This is a genomic window from Helicobacter sp., assembly GCF_029067145.1.
Classification (GTDB): domain Bacteria; phylum Campylobacterota; class Campylobacteria; order Campylobacterales; family Helicobacteraceae; genus Helicobacter_D.
Genome location: NZ_JAIEFA010000047.1, coordinates 1 through 17,951 on the forward strand (window position 1 = coordinate 1; position 17,951 = coordinate 17,951).

General features: G+C 38.1%; 17 protein-coding genes. 8 read left to right on the forward strand and 9 right to left on the reverse strand.

Annotation, left to right across the window (positions count from 1 at the left end; translation table 11 throughout):
• On the reverse strand, positions 1–922 hold a 922-nt coding region (locus tag K2N75_RS05175; RefSeq protein ID WP_297680790.1), incomplete at its 3' end, for a D-2-hydroxyacid dehydrogenase.
• A gap of 53 nt (positions 923–975) precedes the next feature.
• On the opposite strand from K2N75_RS05175, the gene argB reads away from it, so the two are divergent.
• Positions 976–1,830, forward strand: a complete 855-nt coding sequence (argB, locus tag K2N75_RS05180; RefSeq protein ID WP_297680792.1) for an acetylglutamate kinase — start codon at positions 976–978, stop codon at positions 1,828–1,830.
• 688 nt (positions 1,831–2,518) lie between these two features.
• Here argB and K2N75_RS05185 read toward each other — a convergent pair.
• The 5 genes from K2N75_RS05185 to purM all read right to left on the reverse strand — a co-directional run bounded on the left by K2N75_RS05185 (position 2,519) and on the right by purM (position 7,492).
• Positions 2,519–3,811, reverse strand: a complete 1,293-nt coding sequence (locus K2N75_RS05185) for an HD domain-containing protein (protein WP_297680796.1) — start codon at positions 3,809–3,811, stop codon at positions 2,519–2,521.
• Entirely contained in the window at positions 3,789–4,349 is a 561-nt protein-coding gene (gene raiA, locus K2N75_RS05190) for a ribosome-associated translation inhibitor RaiA (RefSeq protein ID WP_297680798.1), read from the reverse strand. Before raiA ends, K2N75_RS05185 begins: the two co-directional genes overlap by 23 nt.
• Before the next feature lie 39 nt (positions 4,350–4,388).
• A complete protein-coding gene (locus K2N75_RS05195) occupies positions 4,389–5,177 on the reverse strand; it encodes a shikimate dehydrogenase (RefSeq protein WP_297680799.1) in 789 nt (262 codons plus the stop codon).
• 41 nt (positions 5,178–5,218) lie between these two features.
• Positions 5,219–6,394, reverse strand: a complete 1,176-nt coding sequence (locus tag K2N75_RS05200) for an SH3 domain-containing protein (protein ID WP_297680800.1) — start codon at positions 6,392–6,394, stop codon at positions 5,219–5,221.
• Between the two features lie 105 nt (positions 6,395–6,499).
• Complete coding sequence (gene purM / locus K2N75_RS05205; RefSeq protein ID WP_297680801.1) at positions 6,500–7,492, reverse strand: phosphoribosylformylglycinamidine cyclo-ligase; 993 nt, start codon at positions 7,490–7,492, stop codon at positions 6,500–6,502.
• A gap of 135 nt (positions 7,493–7,627) precedes the next feature.
• Here purM and K2N75_RS05210 point away from each other — a divergent pair, with 135 nt between their 5' ends.
• Complete coding sequence (locus tag K2N75_RS05210) at positions 7,628–9,733, forward strand: RNA degradosome polyphosphate kinase (protein WP_297680802.1); 2,106 nt, start codon at positions 7,628–7,630, stop codon at positions 9,731–9,733.
• Positions 9,734–10,051: 318 nt separating this feature from the next.
• Complete coding sequence (locus K2N75_RS05215; protein ID WP_297680803.1) at positions 10,052–11,950, forward strand: mechanosensitive ion channel family protein; 1,899 nt, start codon at positions 10,052–10,054, stop codon at positions 11,948–11,950.
• 73 nt (positions 11,951–12,023) lie between these two features.
• On the opposite strand, the gene K2N75_RS05220 is transcribed toward K2N75_RS05215, so the two are convergent.
• Positions 12,024–12,530 (reverse strand): hypothetical protein, encoded by a 507-nt coding sequence (locus K2N75_RS05220; protein ID WP_297680804.1) that lies wholly within the window; start codon positions 12,528–12,530, stop codon positions 12,024–12,026.
• A 381-nt stretch (positions 12,531–12,911) separates the two neighbouring features.
• Positions 12,912–13,532 (reverse strand): RdgB/HAM1 family non-canonical purine NTP pyrophosphatase, encoded by a 621-nt coding sequence (gene rdgB, locus K2N75_RS05225; RefSeq protein ID WP_297680806.1) that lies wholly within the window; start codon positions 13,530–13,532, stop codon positions 12,912–12,914.
• Between the two features lie 69 nt (positions 13,533–13,601).
• On the opposite strand from rdgB, the gene K2N75_RS05230 reads away from it, so the two are divergent.
• The 5 genes from K2N75_RS05230 to K2N75_RS05250 are packed head-to-tail and all read left to right on the forward strand — an operon-like array spanning position 13,602 to position 17,017.
• A complete protein-coding gene (locus K2N75_RS05230; RefSeq protein WP_297680808.1) occupies positions 13,602–14,966 on the forward strand; it encodes an MFS transporter in 1,365 nt (454 codons plus the stop codon).
• Complete coding sequence (locus K2N75_RS05235) at positions 14,963–15,511, forward strand: hypothetical protein (protein ID WP_297680810.1); 549 nt, start codon at positions 14,963–14,965, stop codon at positions 15,509–15,511. The genes K2N75_RS05230 and K2N75_RS05235 overlap by 4 nt, the downstream gene beginning before the upstream one ends.
• Positions 15,465–15,941, forward strand: a complete 477-nt coding sequence (locus tag K2N75_RS05240; protein ID WP_297680812.1) for a hypothetical protein — start codon at positions 15,465–15,467, stop codon at positions 15,939–15,941. The genes K2N75_RS05235 and K2N75_RS05240 overlap by 47 nt, the downstream gene beginning before the upstream one ends.
• Positions 15,934–16,242: a hypothetical protein gene (locus tag K2N75_RS05245; protein ID WP_300120111.1), complete on the forward strand. Its 309-nt coding sequence runs from the start codon at positions 15,934–15,936 to the stop codon at positions 16,240–16,242. The genes K2N75_RS05240 and K2N75_RS05245 overlap by 8 nt, the downstream gene beginning before the upstream one ends.
• A complete protein-coding gene (locus tag K2N75_RS05250) occupies positions 16,235–17,017 on the forward strand; it encodes an ATP-binding protein (protein WP_297680816.1) in 783 nt (260 codons plus the stop codon). The genes K2N75_RS05245 and K2N75_RS05250 overlap by 8 nt, the downstream gene beginning before the upstream one ends.
• Before the next feature lie 248 nt (positions 17,018–17,265).
• On the opposite strand, the gene K2N75_RS05255 is transcribed toward K2N75_RS05250, so the two are convergent.
• Complete coding sequence (locus K2N75_RS05255) at positions 17,266–17,862, reverse strand: peroxiredoxin (protein ID WP_026943549.1); 597 nt, start codon at positions 17,860–17,862, stop codon at positions 17,266–17,268.
• Between the last annotated feature and the right edge of the window lie 89 nt (positions 17,863–17,951).

Here is a 17,951-nt window from a genome sequence, read left to right on the forward strand (position 1 = left end):
TTATCACCCCGTCAATCAATACGCGTTTGCTTTCCTCATATCCCCAAGCATTGTGAGGCGTCAAAATCAACTGATTGGCTATTTCTTCATTCAAGAAAGGGTGATTTTGCGGTATAGGTTCTTTTGTAAAAACATCAAATCCCGCATAAAATTCGCGTTTTTTTAACTCGTCTGCCAAATCCTCTTCATTCACGATTCCGCCTCGTCCGACATTGATAAGAATAGAGCCATTTTGTATAAGATGTAAATTGTTTTTGTTTAATAGGTTTTTCGTATTGTCATTTAGTGGCGCGTGGATAGAGATGACAAAGCATTCTTGTAGAAGTGTCTTTAAATCCTTATGCGGATAGGCTGCATTGAGATTTTTACCGCTAGTAGAATAATAGCAAACTTCTGCACCAAAGGCAGTTGCAAGCTTCGCTACTTCTTGTCCTATGTTTCCTAACCCTATGATTCCCCATTTTTTGCGGTAAAGTAGCTCTAATGGTTTGGAGAGATTCGTAAAAAGTGCGCTAGAAGCGTAATAACCACTTTTGCAGAAAAAATCATAAAGCGGTAACTTCGCACTTAATGCTAATGCCATCATCAAAGTGTGTTGTGCCACGCTTTTTGTAGAATATCCCGCGACATTTTTTACTGCGATTCCACATTCTTTTGCAGCTTCCAAATCCACATTATTCATTCCAGTAGCAGTAATGCAAATGAGTTTTAAGGTTTCTTTGAGAGCATTTAAAATCGGAGCATCTAATACGACCTTATTGCTAAGCACAATTGTAGCACCTTTTGCCCTCTCTAGCGTCTGTTCTGGTGTAGTTGTAGGATACTCTGTGTAGTCTGCATTTGGGAGTTTTTTGAGTAATTTTTCCTGCAAATCGTGTTCTCCCAAGCTTAGTCCGTCTAAAAACACAATTTTCTCTTGCATTTGCAATCCTTTTGGTTATAATTTCGCATTATTTTACTATATAAAGAGGCAAAATGCGTAATTATTCTAAAATTGTTTCTATTCTTTTGGATTCGCTACCTTATATTCGGTTTTTTCGTGGTTCTAAAATCGTGATTAAATATGGGGGTGCAGCGCAAATCAATCCGAATCTAAAGGAGCAATTTGCGATTGATATTGTAATGCTTTATATGCTAGGAATTAAGCCTATCATCGTGCATGGTGGTGGGAAGCGTATTAATGAGTTGTTAAATGCACTTGAGATTCAAAGTGAATTTGTAGATGGATTGCGCGTTACGAGTATTGACGCGCTAAAAATCGTAGAAATGGTGCTTAGCGGGGAGATTAACAAGGAGATTACAGCCTTTTTGAATTTTCACGGCGTAAATGCTCTAGGTTTAAGTGGCAAAGACGCTTCTTTGTTCCAAGCAAAGCCAAAGGAAAATGGCAGGTATGGCTATACAGGTGAAATCATCGAAACGCGCGGTGAAGTGATTGATAATTTGCTCGCTCAAAATCTTGTGCCGGTGATTGCGCCGATTGCTTGTGGTGAGGAGGCAGGACACCCGGGATTTAACATCAATGCAGATTCTGCCGCAAGTGCGATTGCGATTGCCACAGGAGCAAAACGCACAATCTTTTTAACCGACACCAAAGGCGTATTGGACAAAAATGGTGAGATTATAGAATCCTTGAATATTGCTCAAACAGAGAATCTCTACCGAGATGGCACGATTGGTGGGGGAATGATTCCAAAGGTAGAGGCGTGTTTGGATTGTGTTAAAAATGGGGTGGGGAAAGCTCATATTATTGACGGACGGATTCCGCATTCTTTGCTTTTGGAGCTTTTCACAAGCGCGGGAATTGGGACAGAATTTACAGCAGAATAATTGCTAATGAGGATTTTCTCGCTTATTTTATTAGAAGTTTTTTTATTTTGCATTTTCTTGCTTTTAGTATCTGGCAATTTCCTTGTGGGATTGAGTGTTTTAGAATACGCTTCTAGAATGTATGATTATAGCTACTCTGGCGTTGGACCTAGAGCGCATTATACTTTGTTAATGTTTTATAGTATTCCTGTCGTGCTAATTTATAGCATTTTTCATTATGGAATTTACCGCAAATACAGGGGAAGAAAATTTTTCTATATAGCCCTTATATCTTTTGTCGTAATCTTTTTCTCTTTGTGTATAGAATTTCCGGTTTATAGACGAGCAACATTTTCAATGCATTCTGTGATATTTGGACTAATGTGTATGGAGATTGTCGCTCTATACCGCTTGCGAAACAAATGGTTAGAAAAAATTAACCGCACTCTTACGAGAAATGAATAAAGTGAGACAAAGTGCGTAAGTTGTCATTGCGCGGAATAAGCCTCCTTGTCCTTGTGAGGAGCAAAGCGACGAAGCGCACATTGCGGAGCAATTTGCCCACACTTGCAAATCTATAATCCCACATACAGAAATCTTTTACAATGGAATTATTCAAGTAGTGCAATATCATAGATTGCCGCGATTCCACTAGTGCAGAATCCAAGAAAGGCGGTATTTTGCAGTGTGCTACAAACTGAGTAAAATTTTAGGGTTTATAAAAAACAGAATCCAAAATCTTGATTTTTTCTTGCAAAATATGTGCTTTAATGGCTTGTGCGTTTGGGAGATTCTTTTGGGATTCTAGCCAAAGTTTGGGAGAATAGGCGTTGAGTGCATTAAAAGTCTGAAGTATGCGTTGCCTAAAAGCTTGATTGGAAAGGGAATCGCAAGGCGAATCCTTACTTTGACTTGTGGAATCTTGCAAGCCAATGCGCCCTTTTCTATCGGCAAAAAGCAAGGTAATTTGCAGGTTTAACAGGGATTCATCTCTGCAAAAGGAATCAAAAAACTCTATCACTTTAGAGGGACGCATTTCGTCTAATTTGTAAATTTTGATATGGTTTTTGATGAGTTGTAACATCGGTTTTTGGATAGATTTTGGAATCAAAATATCAAGAGCAGGCAAAATATATTCTTGCTTGTCGTGTCCGCTAGAATTACCAAAATGGCGATAACAATAAGGTTTGGCAATATCGTGATATAAGGCGGCGAATTTCAAAATCAAAAGCTGTTTATTTGAAATTTGTTGTGTTGCTTGGAGGGCTTTTGCTAGCGATTCGGTAATTTTTAAAACCTCCATTGTGTGAGCAAATACGGAGGCTTCTAAATGGTGTAGATTGCCTTCTTTTAAGGTGGTGAGCGCATAGAGGTGCGGAAAAATAATATCCAAAACTCCTAATTCAAAAAGTGTTTCAAAAAACAAAGAGGCATTAGAGGTTTGCATTACGGATTCTACTTCGCAATAAACGCGGTTTGGCTCGAGCGATTCTAACTCTTTGCGCATTTGATAAATCAGCACTTTTGTGCTGGGGTGGATTTTCCAATAGATTCCAAAGCGTGCGCGAAATCTTGCGATTCTAAGCACGCGCAAAGGGTCTTCACAAAAAGATTCGGAAGTGTGGCGCAAAATCTTGTTTTGTAAATCTTGGATTCCATTAAAAGGGTCGTAATATTTGCCCTTTGCTTCATCTAGCGCAATGGAGTTAATTGTCAAGTCGCGTCGCTTTAAGTCCTCTTGTAGCGAGACTTGCTGTGTTTGCACGCAAAATCCGTTATAACCTGTGGAAACTTTCTTTTCTCTGCGCGCTAAGGCGATTTGTGAGCCATCTTGGCACAAAAAAACAGGGAAGCTTTTGCCCACGCGTGATAAATGGCTAAAGTTTTTTTCGCTATAACCTACCGCGACATAATCCTTATCTTTGATGGGTAGGCATAGGAGTTTGTCGCGCACTGCACCGCCTACGAGATAGATTTGTTTAGTAGAGTCCGTATTTGCCATCAGTTCGTTTATAAATGACACGCATTTTGGAATCTTTGTCGTTAAAGACAAAAAATTGTTGCGAGCTGCTTTTGAGACGCTCTAGTGCGTCTTCAATATCTAAAGGTTTGTGCAAATCCAAATCCATTGGCACGATTTCGTCCTCATCCTTGCGCGCGCTTGCTTCATCGCGTAGGATTTGATTTGCTACAATCGTTTCGCTTGGGATTGCTTGTTTGTGATGGATTTTATCGTGATAACGACGCAAGATTTTGTGCATACGTGAGATAGCAAGGTCTGCTGCAGTATAAAGGTCTTTGTCGTTTTGGCTAATCACTACGGTGTTAGCGTGGGCTAAAGAAAGCGTCAAATCAATATTGAAAAGATATTTTTTCTTTCTCTCTCCCTTTTTGTGCCCCTTTTTTTCTTGATGAGAAATAACAACACGGATACTCAAGATGTCTAAATTATATTTTCCCAAACTTTCGGTTAAATGATAAATATAATCTTTAATAGAATCCGTTAGTTCAAAATGTCGCGAAGTGATAATGGTGTGCATAGGGTTGCCTTTAAATTAAAATGAAGCTATTGTAGCATATTAAAGCGCGGTTTGCATACTCTGGTGCAAAATTGTTTTATCTATTGGAATCTTTTGTGATTCCATAAAAATTTCAAACGCTAAAATCGCTTGATTAATTAGCATTTGTTTGCCATCGCTATTGGGGATATTTAAACTCTTTGCAAGCGTTAAAAAAGGTGTCTCTCTCCCATAAACCAAATCAAAAGCAAACTTGGCAGAATCCAAAAGTGGAGTAAGAATTGCAGAATCTAAGGGAAGAGAATCATTTGTCAATCCCGCAGGCGTAGTGTTGATAATGAGGTCAAAACATTCTTTTGGAGTGAAGTTTTCAAAAGTTGCAGTGTGGAATCCCAATGCAATAAAGCTTTCTAAGCGGCTTTGCGAGCGATTAATAATTGTTGTGGCAATGTTTTTTTCTTTTAAAATGCAAGCAAGAGCTTTTGCGGAGCCGCCTGCTCCTAAGATTAGGGCATTTTTAGGGTTTAGGGATTCTATACATTGATAAAATCCCAAAGCGTCTGTATTGTAACCTAGCATTTTTTCTTTTTCAAACACAAGGGTATTGACTGCGCCAATTTCTTGTGCGATTCCAAAGACTTCATCGCAGGATTTAAATGCAATTTCTTTGAAGGGCACGGTAATATTTGCGCCTGTTAAATGCAGGTTTTTGAGGCTAGAAAATTTTTTTGGATTCTCTAATAAATAGCGACCATAAAAGCCGACGACTCCCAAAGCCTTGAAAGCAGAATTATGCAAAATAGGAGAGAGGGAATGATGAATAGGATTGCCAATTACTGCAAACTGCATAGGATTCCTTTGTTTTTGAAAGTCGCGTTTGAGGATTGAAGCTATTGTCGCGTAACAAGAGAGCGGCGAACAACCCAACCATTTTTGATAGAAGGTGTATTAGCGTCCAAGATTCTTACCCAATCATCTTGCGTTTCTACGATAATAACAGAATCATTGGGTGTCAATTTCCCAATTATAGGTGTGTCTGTGGAGGGCAATTCGCGGATATTTAAGCTTGGAACTTTGGAAGTGTAAATGGGTGTATCCCGCGTGTTTTGAATCGGAGCATTTGCATTTTGGGTATTTGGAATTTCCGCATTTGCAGCATTTAAATCTGGAGTGTTAGTTGCTTGTTGCAAGGGCACGTCATTTTGTGCTAGGGCAAGAGTGTTTGGCACAGCAGGAATTGGCTTAGATTCTGCATTCATTGGGTTAGCGGGTTTAGTATCTGAAATCATAATTTCTTGTGGAATCTCTTGTGTATAGCTTTTGAGAATCCAACCTAATACTTTACCCTCTTCAGATGTTCCAATCATAATCCATTCCCCGCGTTGTTCTAAGAGGATTGCCTTGTGAGAGGGTGTTAGTTTGCCAATAACAGCGGAGGTTGCATTTGGCTCTTGACGAATATTTAAAGAACGCACATTAGAAGTAACATAGATTTTGTTTGCTGTCGTAGAAATAGGCGCAACAAGAGATTCTGGCAATTCTATATTTTGTTCTTGTGAAAGGACTTGGGTTGGAAGTGTGATTTCATAACTAAATTTTTTCATAATCCAACCTAGTGGTTTTTCATCTCCTGCGTCCGCAATAAGAATCCAATCACCTCTCTCTTCCAAAAGAATCACCTGTTCTGTTGGTGTGAGCTTGCCTGCAATAGCCGCAGTTGTACTTGGCTCTTGACGAATATTTAGAGATTTGACATTTGTGGAGAGATAAGTTTTTTGTGGCTGTATTGGTTGAGTTTGCACCTCTTGTGTGGATAAATTTTCTGTTGTTTGCACTTCTTGCTGTGTTGGATTGGATTCTGTTAGAGGTTTTGGTAATTCTGTAACATTCGTTGCGATTTTATTTTCTTCACCAAGCATAGAATCCACTTCGGTTTCTGGAGCGATAGGAGTAATTTCTTTTTTGCGTATGATTTCAAAAGCAGAATAATAAATGACAAAGCTAAGTAATAGCACAAAAATAGGTAACGGATAAACTTTTAAAAATTTTTTTAGACTTTCAAGCATAGAAATCATCTCACTTTCGTTGATGAAATTGAGATACTTAAAACTTAATCATAAATAAGATTTAAGCTCAATGTTATCTTGATATTATAACATAATTTTTTAAAATCAAAGAAATTTTACAGCTTTTTCTCCATTGACTAGCTCACCTAAAACATATCCTCCCGATTCTTTAAGGATAGAATCTACCTCGCTATTTTCTACGATTAACACCATTCCAACACCCATATTAAAGGTTCTGTATTTGTCCTCTTCCTCTACATATTGGCAGAGCATATCAAAAATTGGCAGAGATTGGATATTTTTTGTGATGACATTTGCGCAGACATTTTGCGGTAAAACGCGCGGCAAGTTTTCAATCAACCCTCCTCCAGTGATATGCGCAAGAGCTTTGATTTTGTCTTGTAATTTTTTGAAAGTTTTGACATAAATTTTAGTTGGCGTTAAGAGCGTTTGTATCAGCGGTTTGCCCTCAAATGTAGAATCCAATGCAATGTGATGAGAAGAAAGAATCTTGCGCACAAGAGAATAGCCATTGGAATGAATCCCACTGCTTGGCAAGGCGATAAGTATATCGCCGGCTTTGACTTGCGATTCTCTCTGCACCACTGCGCGTTCTGCGATTCCAACTGCAAAGCCGGCTAAATCAAAGTCTTTGTGTTGATACATTCCGGGCATTTCTGCACTTTCTCCACCAATCAGTGCGCATTCTGCTTCTAAACAGCCTTGTGTGATTCCACTAATGACTTCTAAGGCGGAATCTTTATTGAGTTTGCCTGTGGCATAATAGTCTAAGAAAAACAAAGGAGTTGCAAAATTGCAAATCAAATCATTCACGCACATTGCGACTAAATCAATCCCAACACTATCTAAAATCCCGCTGTCAATCGCAAGCTTTAGTTTCGTACCTACGCCGTCTGTTGCAGCCAAAAGAACAGGCTCTTTGTAACCGCTAGGAAGTAAAAAAGCCCCGCTAAAAGAGCCGATTCCACCCAAAACATTAGGACTAAAAGTCTGTTTCACAAGCCCTTTAAGGTTTTCAACAAGTGCATTTCCCTCTACAATATCTACACCAGAATCTTTATAATTCAATTTTTCCATCGTTGATTATCCCACAATAAATTTAAGGCAAATGATACAAAATTACAACTTAAACCTTATTGTTGCTTTTTCAAGGTAAGTTTTATGCGAATTTTATTATAATAAATAAGAACAATTTAAGCAAAAGGAGTAAAAATGGCACCAAATACTTTTAACAAGCCAGCAAATTTTATCAATCGTGAGTTGTCTTGGTTGCGCTTTAATACGCGTGTGTTGAGTGAAGCACAGGATTCTAACAATCCGCTTTTGGAACGTTTAAAGTTCATTGCAATTTATGGCACAAATTTAGATGAATTTTATATGGTGCGGGTTGCAGGTTTAAAAAGACTTTATAGTGCGCGCATTACAGAGAGCGGTCCAGACAGATTGACGCCAAAAGAGCAATTAGATGAGATTCGTAGTTATCTAAAACTAGAAAAGCAACGATTAGAGGCGTGCTATTTTGAAATCAAAGACGAATTAAGCAAACTTGGCTTATGTATCAAAACCTATAATGAAGCGGATAAGAATCAGAAAAAGGAATTGCGAGAATATTTTGTCAATCATCTTTATCCCATTGTTGTGCCAATAGCGGTAGATGCGACGCACCCTTTCCCTCATTTAAATAATCTTAGCTATGTTTTAGCTCTCAAACTCCAAAGCATTGATAATCCAAGCGAGATTAAATTTGGTATGACTCGCATTTCGCGAATGTTGCCCGGATTTGTGCGTTTAGGCGATACTTATTTCCATACGGATTCCATTGTTGCAGAATTTACAAATGAGCTATTCCCGGGCTTTAAAGTGATGAGTTGGACTTCGTTTAGGGTTACTAGAAATGCGGATATGGAGATTGAAGAGGAAGAGGGCGATGACTTTATGGCTCTAATGACAGAGGGTTTGAAATCTCGGCGCAAAGGAGAGATTATCCGCTTAGAGATTCGGAAAACTGATGATTTAGAGCTAAAAAACTTTGTAGAGCAATACATTAAAGTAACTCCTGAAGACATTTATGAGTGCGAAGCACCTATGAATTCCAATATTCTTTGGGAGATTGTAGGCAACAAAAACTTTGCTAAATTGACTTTCCCAAGCTACACTTCTAAAATCTTACCACCGCTAGATTCCAACGCAAATATTTTCTCTGTGCTAGATTCTCAAGATATTCTTTCATTTCAACCTTATGAGAGTTTTGACCCTGTGGTGAATTTTATCCAAAGTGCAGCAAAAGACCCCGATGTCTTTTCTATCCGAATGACACTTTATCGTGTGGGTAAAAATTCTCCAATCGTTAAAGCTTTGATTGAAGCCGCAGAAAATGGCAAGCAAGTAACTGCGCTAGTGGAGTTAAAAGCACGTTTTGATGAGGAAAACAACTTACATTGGGCGCGTGCATTAGAATCCGCAGGAGCGCATGTTATCTATGGAGTACCCGGACTGAAAGTGCATGCAAAAATCGCCCTTGTGATTAAAAGTATCGGACGAGAATTGCGAGAATATGTGCATTTAAGCACAGGAAACTACAATCCTAGCACTGCCAAAATCTATACAGATATTAGCTATATGACTTCTAAGCGAGAATTCACACAAGACGCGACAAAGTTTTTCCACAATCTTTCAGGATTTTCTCATAAATCCAAGCTTAATACTTTGCTTGCCGCTCCTTTGCAAATCAAGCCAAAAATTTTGGAATTGATTGAAAACGAAACCAAAGCAGGCAAAGACGGATGCATTATTTTAAAGGCAAATTCTATTGTAGATGCCGATGTAATTTTGGCACTCTATAAAGCGTCTGCTGCGGGTGTGAAAATAGATTTGATTGTGCGTGGAATCTGCTGCTTAAGACCAGGAGTTAAAGGCGTGAGTGAAAATATCCGTGTAATTTCTATTGTGGGTAAATACCTAGAACACGCAAGGATTTACTATTTCAAACACGCAAAAGTGCAGATTTATTTTGCAAGTGCGGACTTAATGCCTAGAAACTTAGAACGTCGTGTGGAGCTTATGACACCTATTTTTGAAGACAATTTAGCGGATAAACTCTTTGGAATCATTAAGATTCAAAGCGAGGACAACGCTAAAGCACACGAACTTCAAAGTAATGGCGAATATATCAAACTTGCTCCAAAAGAGGGTGAAAAACCAACCAATAGTCAAAAGATGCTAGAAGACCATACCAATACGCTTTATGCTTCTCTTAAGCGCGAAGCAGAGGAAGTCAAAGCGAAAAAACTTGCAAAACGAATGCTAAAAGAGAGTTAAGATTTTGTCATTTTAGAATCCCGCAAGGACAATCCCCCGCCGCACCCTTGCGAGGCTTCTCTCTTTCGTCTTTACAAGGAGCGAAACGACCAAATAATCCATAATTTAGCAATCAAAAATATTTCAAGGTGAGATTCCACATTACAGATTGCCACAGCCCTATAAATTTCTTTTATCTCTCTTATTCCAAGTTGTTACAATCAAGTGTATTTTTGCCTCAAATATAAGGGGTTCTTAATGCAATAAAAGAGTGGAATTTGTCATTTTTTCTGCTTAATTTTTGTTAAAATAATGCCTTGAAATTAAAGGAATTTTGAAATGAAAAAAATATTTTTTGTGTTTTGTTTTTGTGTGAGTGTATTCAATGCATTAAGCTTTGCGCAAACCAAGAATAATGAAAATAGCCTGTCTGTGTTGGTGCAAACTTATGTGGATTTAAATAGTAAGTTAAAGCAAGTCAAGCAGGATTCCGCCATTGAAGCAACAGCTTCAAAGGAAATAATAGAGGAGATTTCGCGCGAGAAAAATATCATTTTAAACAAGATTCCACATATCATTGTAGAGCAAAAGATTGATGAAGACGCGGTAGATGAGTTTTTAAAAGCGCAAGAAAGCTTAGAAAGCCTACAAAAGCAATACGAAAACAATCGCAATCAAAACTTTGCCTTTATTGATACGACATTGGATTTAACGCGATTGGATATGGTCAAAGTCTTTTATTCCGCTCTTTTTAGGTTGGAAAAACTTTTTTTGAATGTTTCATCAAGTAATGAAATGATAGCACTGCTTGATGAAGCGATAGAGAAACTAACACAATACGGGAAATTAAATTTAGATGAGAAAAAGTCGCAGATTCAAAACGAGTCAGAACTAAACAAAATAGCACAAAAAGAAGCAACTTTGGAAAATGCACTTACTTCTTATAGTGAGATTCTACGTTTTTTAAGAGGCAATGCAAGTTTGTTTGAAAGCAATTATCTCTTTAGCTCACTCAAACTTCAAGTGGGTATTGATGAGATTAATAAAGTTGTGGCGATTGAATCTTTAAATGTTGGCAAAATTGTAATTTCTTTGCTCGTTATCGCATTTTTTGTGTCTTTGCGCAAATTTTCATCGCATATTTTGTATTTTTTCTTGATTCGGCTTGTCTATCGTAATAAAGACACAGATTATATTAAGAAAATGTTTATTGAACACATTAAAAAGCCTGTTGGTTGGCTACTTTTGACTTATGGTTTAAATGTGTGCGTGAATATCGTGTATTATCCCGCACCCATTTCTCTTGGAATCGCAAATTTATTTTACATTATCTATGCGCTTTTTATTGTGTGGGCGGTATTTGTGCTTTTGGATAGTTATGGAATCTTATTTGTCTCCAAAATCGCACAAAAAAGCGGAAAAAAGGAAATTGTAAATGTTGTGGTCAAGATTCTATATTTTGTCGTCCTTACCATCGCCTTGTTGTTTGTTTTGGCGCGGCTTGGATTCAATATTTCAGCATTAATTACTTCGCTTGGAATCGGTGGAGCGGCGATGGCTCTTGCTGCTAAGGATATTATCGCAAACTTCTTTGCGTCGGTTATGCTTTTGTTTGATGATAGTTTTAATCAAGGCGATTGGGTAGAAGTCTTGGGCGTTGAAGGAACGATTGTAGAAACCGGACTTAGAAAAACGACGATTAGGACATTTGATAATTCTCTTGTATTTTTGCAAAACTCTGCAATTATGTCGGCAAACATTAAAAATTGGTCTAAGCGCAAGGTGGGACGACACATTAAAATGTATTTGGGCGTAGAATACAATGCCACGCCACAGCAGTTGGAATCTTGTCTTAAAGATTTGCGCGAGTGCCTAGAGACTAGCCCTCTTGTAGCGCACGAGGGAGATTGCGCACTCAATGCTTGTGATATTACAACCAAATACCGCCAAAACTTAGTTTCTATGAACGACCTTGAGGGCTACAAAAACGCGTGTTATGTGAATCTTAGCGACTTTGCAGATAGCAGCATTAACATTGAACTTTATTTTTATACCAAAGCAGTTACTTCTAAGGATTTTCGCGCGACAAAAAGCGCGTTAATGCTTGAATTTATGAAAATCATTGAGAAAAATGGCTTGAACTTCGCATTTCCAAGCAAAAGCGTATATATTGAAAAGCTACCAGAGCTAAAAATTAGTGGAGAAAAAGAGGGTAACACGCAAGAACGCAGTGATTGATTTTTTGTCATTGCAAGAATCTATGTGGCGGATTCGTGGCAATCTATAATCTTATCAATCCTAACATTAAAAACTATTCCAAATATTCTGCAATGTCTTTTTTGGAAGTCTTCCATTCTCCAATATGTTGCCATTTCATTGTATCGCAATAACGACAAAAGGGCAGTGGCTTTGCCATAAAGCTTAGAATCTCTTGATAAGTAAGATTGGGCTTATGAATGTCTATAAAATCCAAAGGTGTGATTTGCAAATTTTGTGAGAAGTGCTTGTTAAAATGTTCAATATAAGCGGTGAAAGTGCAAGGATAAAGTTTTCCATCATAAAGCTGTGCGCATTGATGGAGTGTGCAACCAATGAAGCTGTAAAAAGGATTGGAATCTCCATTAGGATTCAAAATCATTTTAGTCATTACCTTTTGTTTTTTATCAGAATTCATAAAAAACTTAAAAACCACATCTTGCTCTTTGCAGATTCTTTGTATTGCGTCCCAATCTATCTTTATGGGATACTTTGTCGGGTGTATTTCTATTGCATTTTCTCTACAAGATTGCCAAAACTCTTGATTCTGTTTTGGGAGCAAAACGCCATTGGTTACAAGTTAAATCGGCACATTAGGGAAGTATTTGCGCTTAAGGCTTTTATGTCTTTTTCGTAAGTTTGCAGTGTTGGAAGTTTTGGCTGTGCCACTTGTGAGAAATGAGAGCAACCAAAGCAGTTTAGATACAATGGTCGGCTAGATGAATATCAATTTTGGTTAGATATGTGGGTGGAGTTAGTTTTTCTACATAGTGTAATAATCTAGAATTTAATCTTTTTTGCGTCTAAATCTTTGAAATTGTTGTTTTAATTTTAAAATAAAAGGAAAATTTAGCTTATTTTGCCCCCCCCGATTAATTGCTGAATGGCTTGTTTCATTTGGTGCGCCTTTGTAAAATTTTTTGCAATCATAGAGAAAAATATATTATTTTTCAAGCAAGGCACGCAGGATATAGCACGCATTTTCTAGTGCGATTCTACGATGAGAAATAGAGTTTTTCTCCTCACTGCTTAACTCGGCTAGGGTTTGTGTAAATCCACTTGGAATAAAAATCGGGTCATAGCCAAAGCCATTGTTGCCCCTTTTTTGCGCAATCACTTTACCATACATAAACCCGTGTGTGCTAAAGTCGCCTTGTGCGCTAGAGATTCCGATACAAGCGCAATAATGCGCCTTTGAGATTCCGCCGCATTTTTCTATTTCCTCGCGCAGTTTTTCTAAATTTGCCTCCGTTCCACCTCCGCTATATCTTGCGCTATGAATACCCGGTGCACCTCCTAATTTTTCTACACAAATTCCGCTATCATCGGATAGGACGATGTCTCGTGCATTTAGGATTCCTTGTGATTTAAGTGCTTCAAAAACTGCTTTGGATTTCAAAAGTGCATTTTCTTGGAAGCTCGTGCCATTTTCCTCTATTTCAAAAGGCTCTCTTAGCTCGCTCCAAGCGAGAATTTTTAGGTTAAAATCTCGTGTTAAATCCGCATAAATTTCTTTTATCTCTCTTATTTTATCCGCATTGGAAGTTGCTAAAATCAAGCGCATATTCTTGCCTTTATTTATTTTTGGGTAAAATCATCTTTTTGTTTTGGAATTTTAGCATAAGGACGCAAAATGGCAAAGGAATCCCTCATCAAGCAAAGCTTGCCTCTAAGCCTCATTCTAGCCTCTAGGTTTTTTGGATTATTTATTGTTATGCCTGTTTTATCGCTTTATGCACTTTCTCTTCAAGGCTCAAGCCCGATTCTCATTGGAATCGCAATGGGCGGATATGCGCTGACGCAAGTCTTATTTCAGATTCCTTTTGGATTCTTAAGTGATAAGTTTGGGCGCAAAAGTATGATTGCGCTAGGGCTTGTAGTTTTTGTTTTAGGTTCGCTTGTTTGCGCTTTAAGCTCGGATATTTATTGGTTGATTGTAGGGAGGCTAATGCAGGGAGCTGGAGCTGTGGGAGGTGTGATAAGTGCGATGATAGCGGATTTAGTGCGTGAAGAGAATCGCACAAAAGCAATGGCGCTTATGGGAGGGACGATTTCGCTTAGCTTTACCTTTGCGCTGATTTTAGGTCCGATTCTTGGTGCGCATTATGGAATCCCAAGTCTTTTTTGGGTTACCTGTATTTTGGCACTTTTTGGGCTTGTGATTTTGTTTATTGCTGTGCCCAATACGCCCAAAGTTACTTATCGTTTCACGAATCAAAGCGGAGAATATAGCGCAATTTTAAAAAACAAGAATCTCCAAATTATGAATCTCACCAATTTCTTGCAAAAGGGCTTTATGACTTTGGCGTTTTTGATTATTCCTATTGCGCTTGTGAAGGGCTTTGAAATGCCCAAAGAGGACTTGTGGCAAGTGTATATTCCCGCCTCGCTTTTAGGATTCTTTGCAATGGCTCCCGCTGCGATATTAGCGGAGAAAAAGGGTAAGTTTAAAGCAGTGATGATTGTTGGAATTTTGCTTTTTGTGCTTAGTTATCTGCTAATGCTAAGTCAAAGCCAAAGCGTATTTATCTTTGGCGTGCTTATGTTTTTTGTGGGATTCTCTATCCACGAACCCATTATGCAAAGCCTCGCAAGCCGTTATTGCAAAGCACACCAAAAGGGTAGTGCAATGGGGATTTTTACTTCTTTTGGTTATTTGGGTAGCTTTTTTGGCGCGCTTTTGGGTGGGCATTTTTATACCTTTTTTAGTATGCTTTCTATCACAATGTTTGTCGTAATTGCGTCTTTTTTGTGGATTTTATCTTTTTCGCTTTTAGCAAATCCGACAATGCAAAAGAATCTTTATCTGCCCCTTAAAGTTGCAATTACAAATCAGACTTTGGAAGCTTTAGGAGAGCTGCGCGGAATCCTTGAATGGTATATCAATGAAAGCGAACAAGTCGTGGTGGTGAAATACGACAAACACTTATTGGAGGAAGCAGAAATTTTGGCATTTGTGAATGTGCGTTTGCAAGGGTATTTTAAGGAGAGGGAATGAAAAGTGCTTTTGACTTTTTAAGTTTAGAAAATGAGGATTTCAAAGAGGATTCTGTGCGGGAGTTTATCCTCGCGCCACTTTTGCAAAAATTAGGCTTTGTGAATAGAAATTTGGAGAATCCCAAGCCTAAAAATCACAAAGAGGCAAGGCAGATTCTAAAAGGTGCGAAGTATTATCCTAATGCGCTAGATAGCGAGTTTGGAGAAATTGCAACGCAAAAAGAGCAGGATTCTACGCTTTGGATTCCACAAGATGAGATTTTACCCAAAGGAAGTGATGTGGATTCTGTGTTGGGGCTTTTTAGCAAAATGCAGTTAGCCGAACTTGCGCTTTTAAGGAAACTTATTTTCAAACACACCACGCCAAGTGGAAGCAAAGAAAATAGAATCCTCAAACGCAATCTGCGGTATTCGCTAATGTTGGCGTTTTATAATACGCTTACGATGTGTAATAAAACTTTTCACGAGACAAAATTGAGAAAAGGCAAGGCTGGTGTATGTGGAATCTTTGCTTATTATCGTTATCGTAGAAGTAATTATTGTTGATAGCAATGGAGCAAATCTTAATGTAATATGGAATAGTTTAATTCAAAAGGCTGTTGAGGGGCATTATATTGATAGAATTGCTGATAAATTTGAAAATTTTATTCCAGCAATCAACGAAAGATTTGAGTGCGATAAGAAAGGAAAATATCACTTAAGAGAGAATGCGAGTTTTAGTAATTTTAAGATTCCATTAGAAAAACGAGTGGAGTATTTGATAAGAGCAATTTTAGGTAGAGCAAGTGAGCAAAATAAGGGCGTAAAGTTTAATGAGATTGTATTAAAAGTGATTCCTTTATCTAGTAATGGGGTGCAAGCAAACAATAAACTGATAAAAGAAATTTTAAGTGAAATTGCTACAACAGATAAAGATACAGGCGAATGGGGATTGAAAGACGAAAAAGGCACACAAGGGAGATTGTTTGATGACTGAAAAGGAAATTATAGAATTTAATAAGAGCTTAAGTGCTTACGAATTTTTTGTGTATTTTACTATTGAATATTTGAAAAGAAAAAATGAAAGTTGCACACTAGAGGCGATTCACGCAAAAAGCATAGAATTTTTATTAAAAAATCGAAAAATAGAGGAAAAAAGTGCTATAACCAAAACTCTGTCAAAACTAGCGACCTTTGATGAAATCACGCAAGAATGGACGCTTAAGGACAAACAAGCGATAATGCAAGAGATGAAGCCAAAGCATAAAACAAAAACCAAAAAGAGCGACAATGCCTAAAACCAAAGAAAGTATAGAAATTAGTAAAAAAATTTTAAAGATAACAGGCTCTACCAATGCGCAATTAGGCTTAATCAAAGAGAGCGATAAGGTGCTTTTGGGCTTGAGTGGAGGCAAGGATTCCATACTTCTTGCGACACTTCTTGCAAGGCTGAAAAAATACGCGCCTTTTAACTTCGAGTTTAAGGCAGTTACGATTGATTATGGGCGCGGGGGAGAATATGAATATATCTTTGAATATTGCGAGAAGCTTGGAATTCCCTATGAACTCTACCGCACGGATATTTATAAGATTTTAGAGGAAAACAAGCGCGAGGGAAGTGTGGTTTGTAGCTTTTGTTCGCGTATGCGGCGGGGTGCGCTTTATACCAAAGCTTTAGAGGGAGGATTTAATAAACTCGCCTTAGCGCACCATTTAGACGACGCCGCAGAAAGCTTTATGATGAATCTTACTTATAATGGTGCATTGCGTTCTATGCCGCCGCTGTATAAGGCGGGAAATGGGCTGTTTGTGATTCGTCCGCTGATTTTTGTGCGGGAGCGACAAATTATTGACTTTATTGCCAAAAACAACATTTATATTGCGCCCGATTGTAATTGTCCTGTGCTATGGAGGACAGATGACAAACGCCCTTATGCGCGCGAGAAAACTAAGCAAATGCTAAAGGAAATGGAGGAAGCGAATCCGGACTTTTTCACTTCTTTGAAAGTAGCTTTAGGCAATGTACATTTAAACAGCCTCTTTGATACGCGCTATTTGGATAAGCAAGAATAGGTGCTTTTTCATCGTAAAGGAAAAATCTAGCAAGAGAGATTCTGCAAGGAATCACGGCAGTCCATAATCTAATATTTTACTCCCGATAAATCCTTTATGTAATTATAGATTACTTCACTTTGTGATTTTAGATTATTCTGCTTGTAAGGGTGTAGTAGAATTATGGATTTTACAAAATTTTATGAGAGAAAATTAATTGAATGTAGCGGAATCGCAAGGGAGAAACCCTCGCGGCAGTTTATTGCGGCTTAAAGTTTGTCTGCGTTTTGTGAAAGATATTCTGCTACGCCTTTTGCATCTGCTTTCATTCCTTTATCGCCTTTGTTCCAACCTGCTGGGCAAACTTCGCCGTGTTGCTCAAAGAAAGTAAGCGCATCACACATTCTTAGCATTTCGTCCATATTGCGTCCAAGTGGTAAGTCGTTAATCACCGCGTGGCGGACAACTTGATTTTTGTCAATCAAGAAAGAACCGCGCAATGCAACTGCGTCGCCGATAAGCACTTCATAATCGCGTGAAATTTGCTTTGTGATGTCTGAAACCATTGGAAATTGCACATTTCCGATTCCGCCTTGATTGACAGGAGTATTTTTCCACGCAAAATGCACGACATCAGAGTCAATAGAAACACCAATGACATTGAATCCTTTTTCGTTAAATGCTTTAACTCTGTGGTCCATTGCAATGATTTCTGAAGGGCAAACAAAAGTAAAGTCTTTGGGCCAAAAGAATACGACTGCACCATTTTTGCCTAAGTTTTTTGAAAGTTCAAAATCCTCTACGATAGTATTATTTGCCAAAACTGCTGGAGCTTTGAAGTCTGGAGCTTTTTTTGTTACTAACATTTTAAATCCTTATAAAAATAATTGATTGATAAAAAATATCAATAGAAAATGATAACAAATCTTAGATAAATTAAAGATTAAATCTTTCT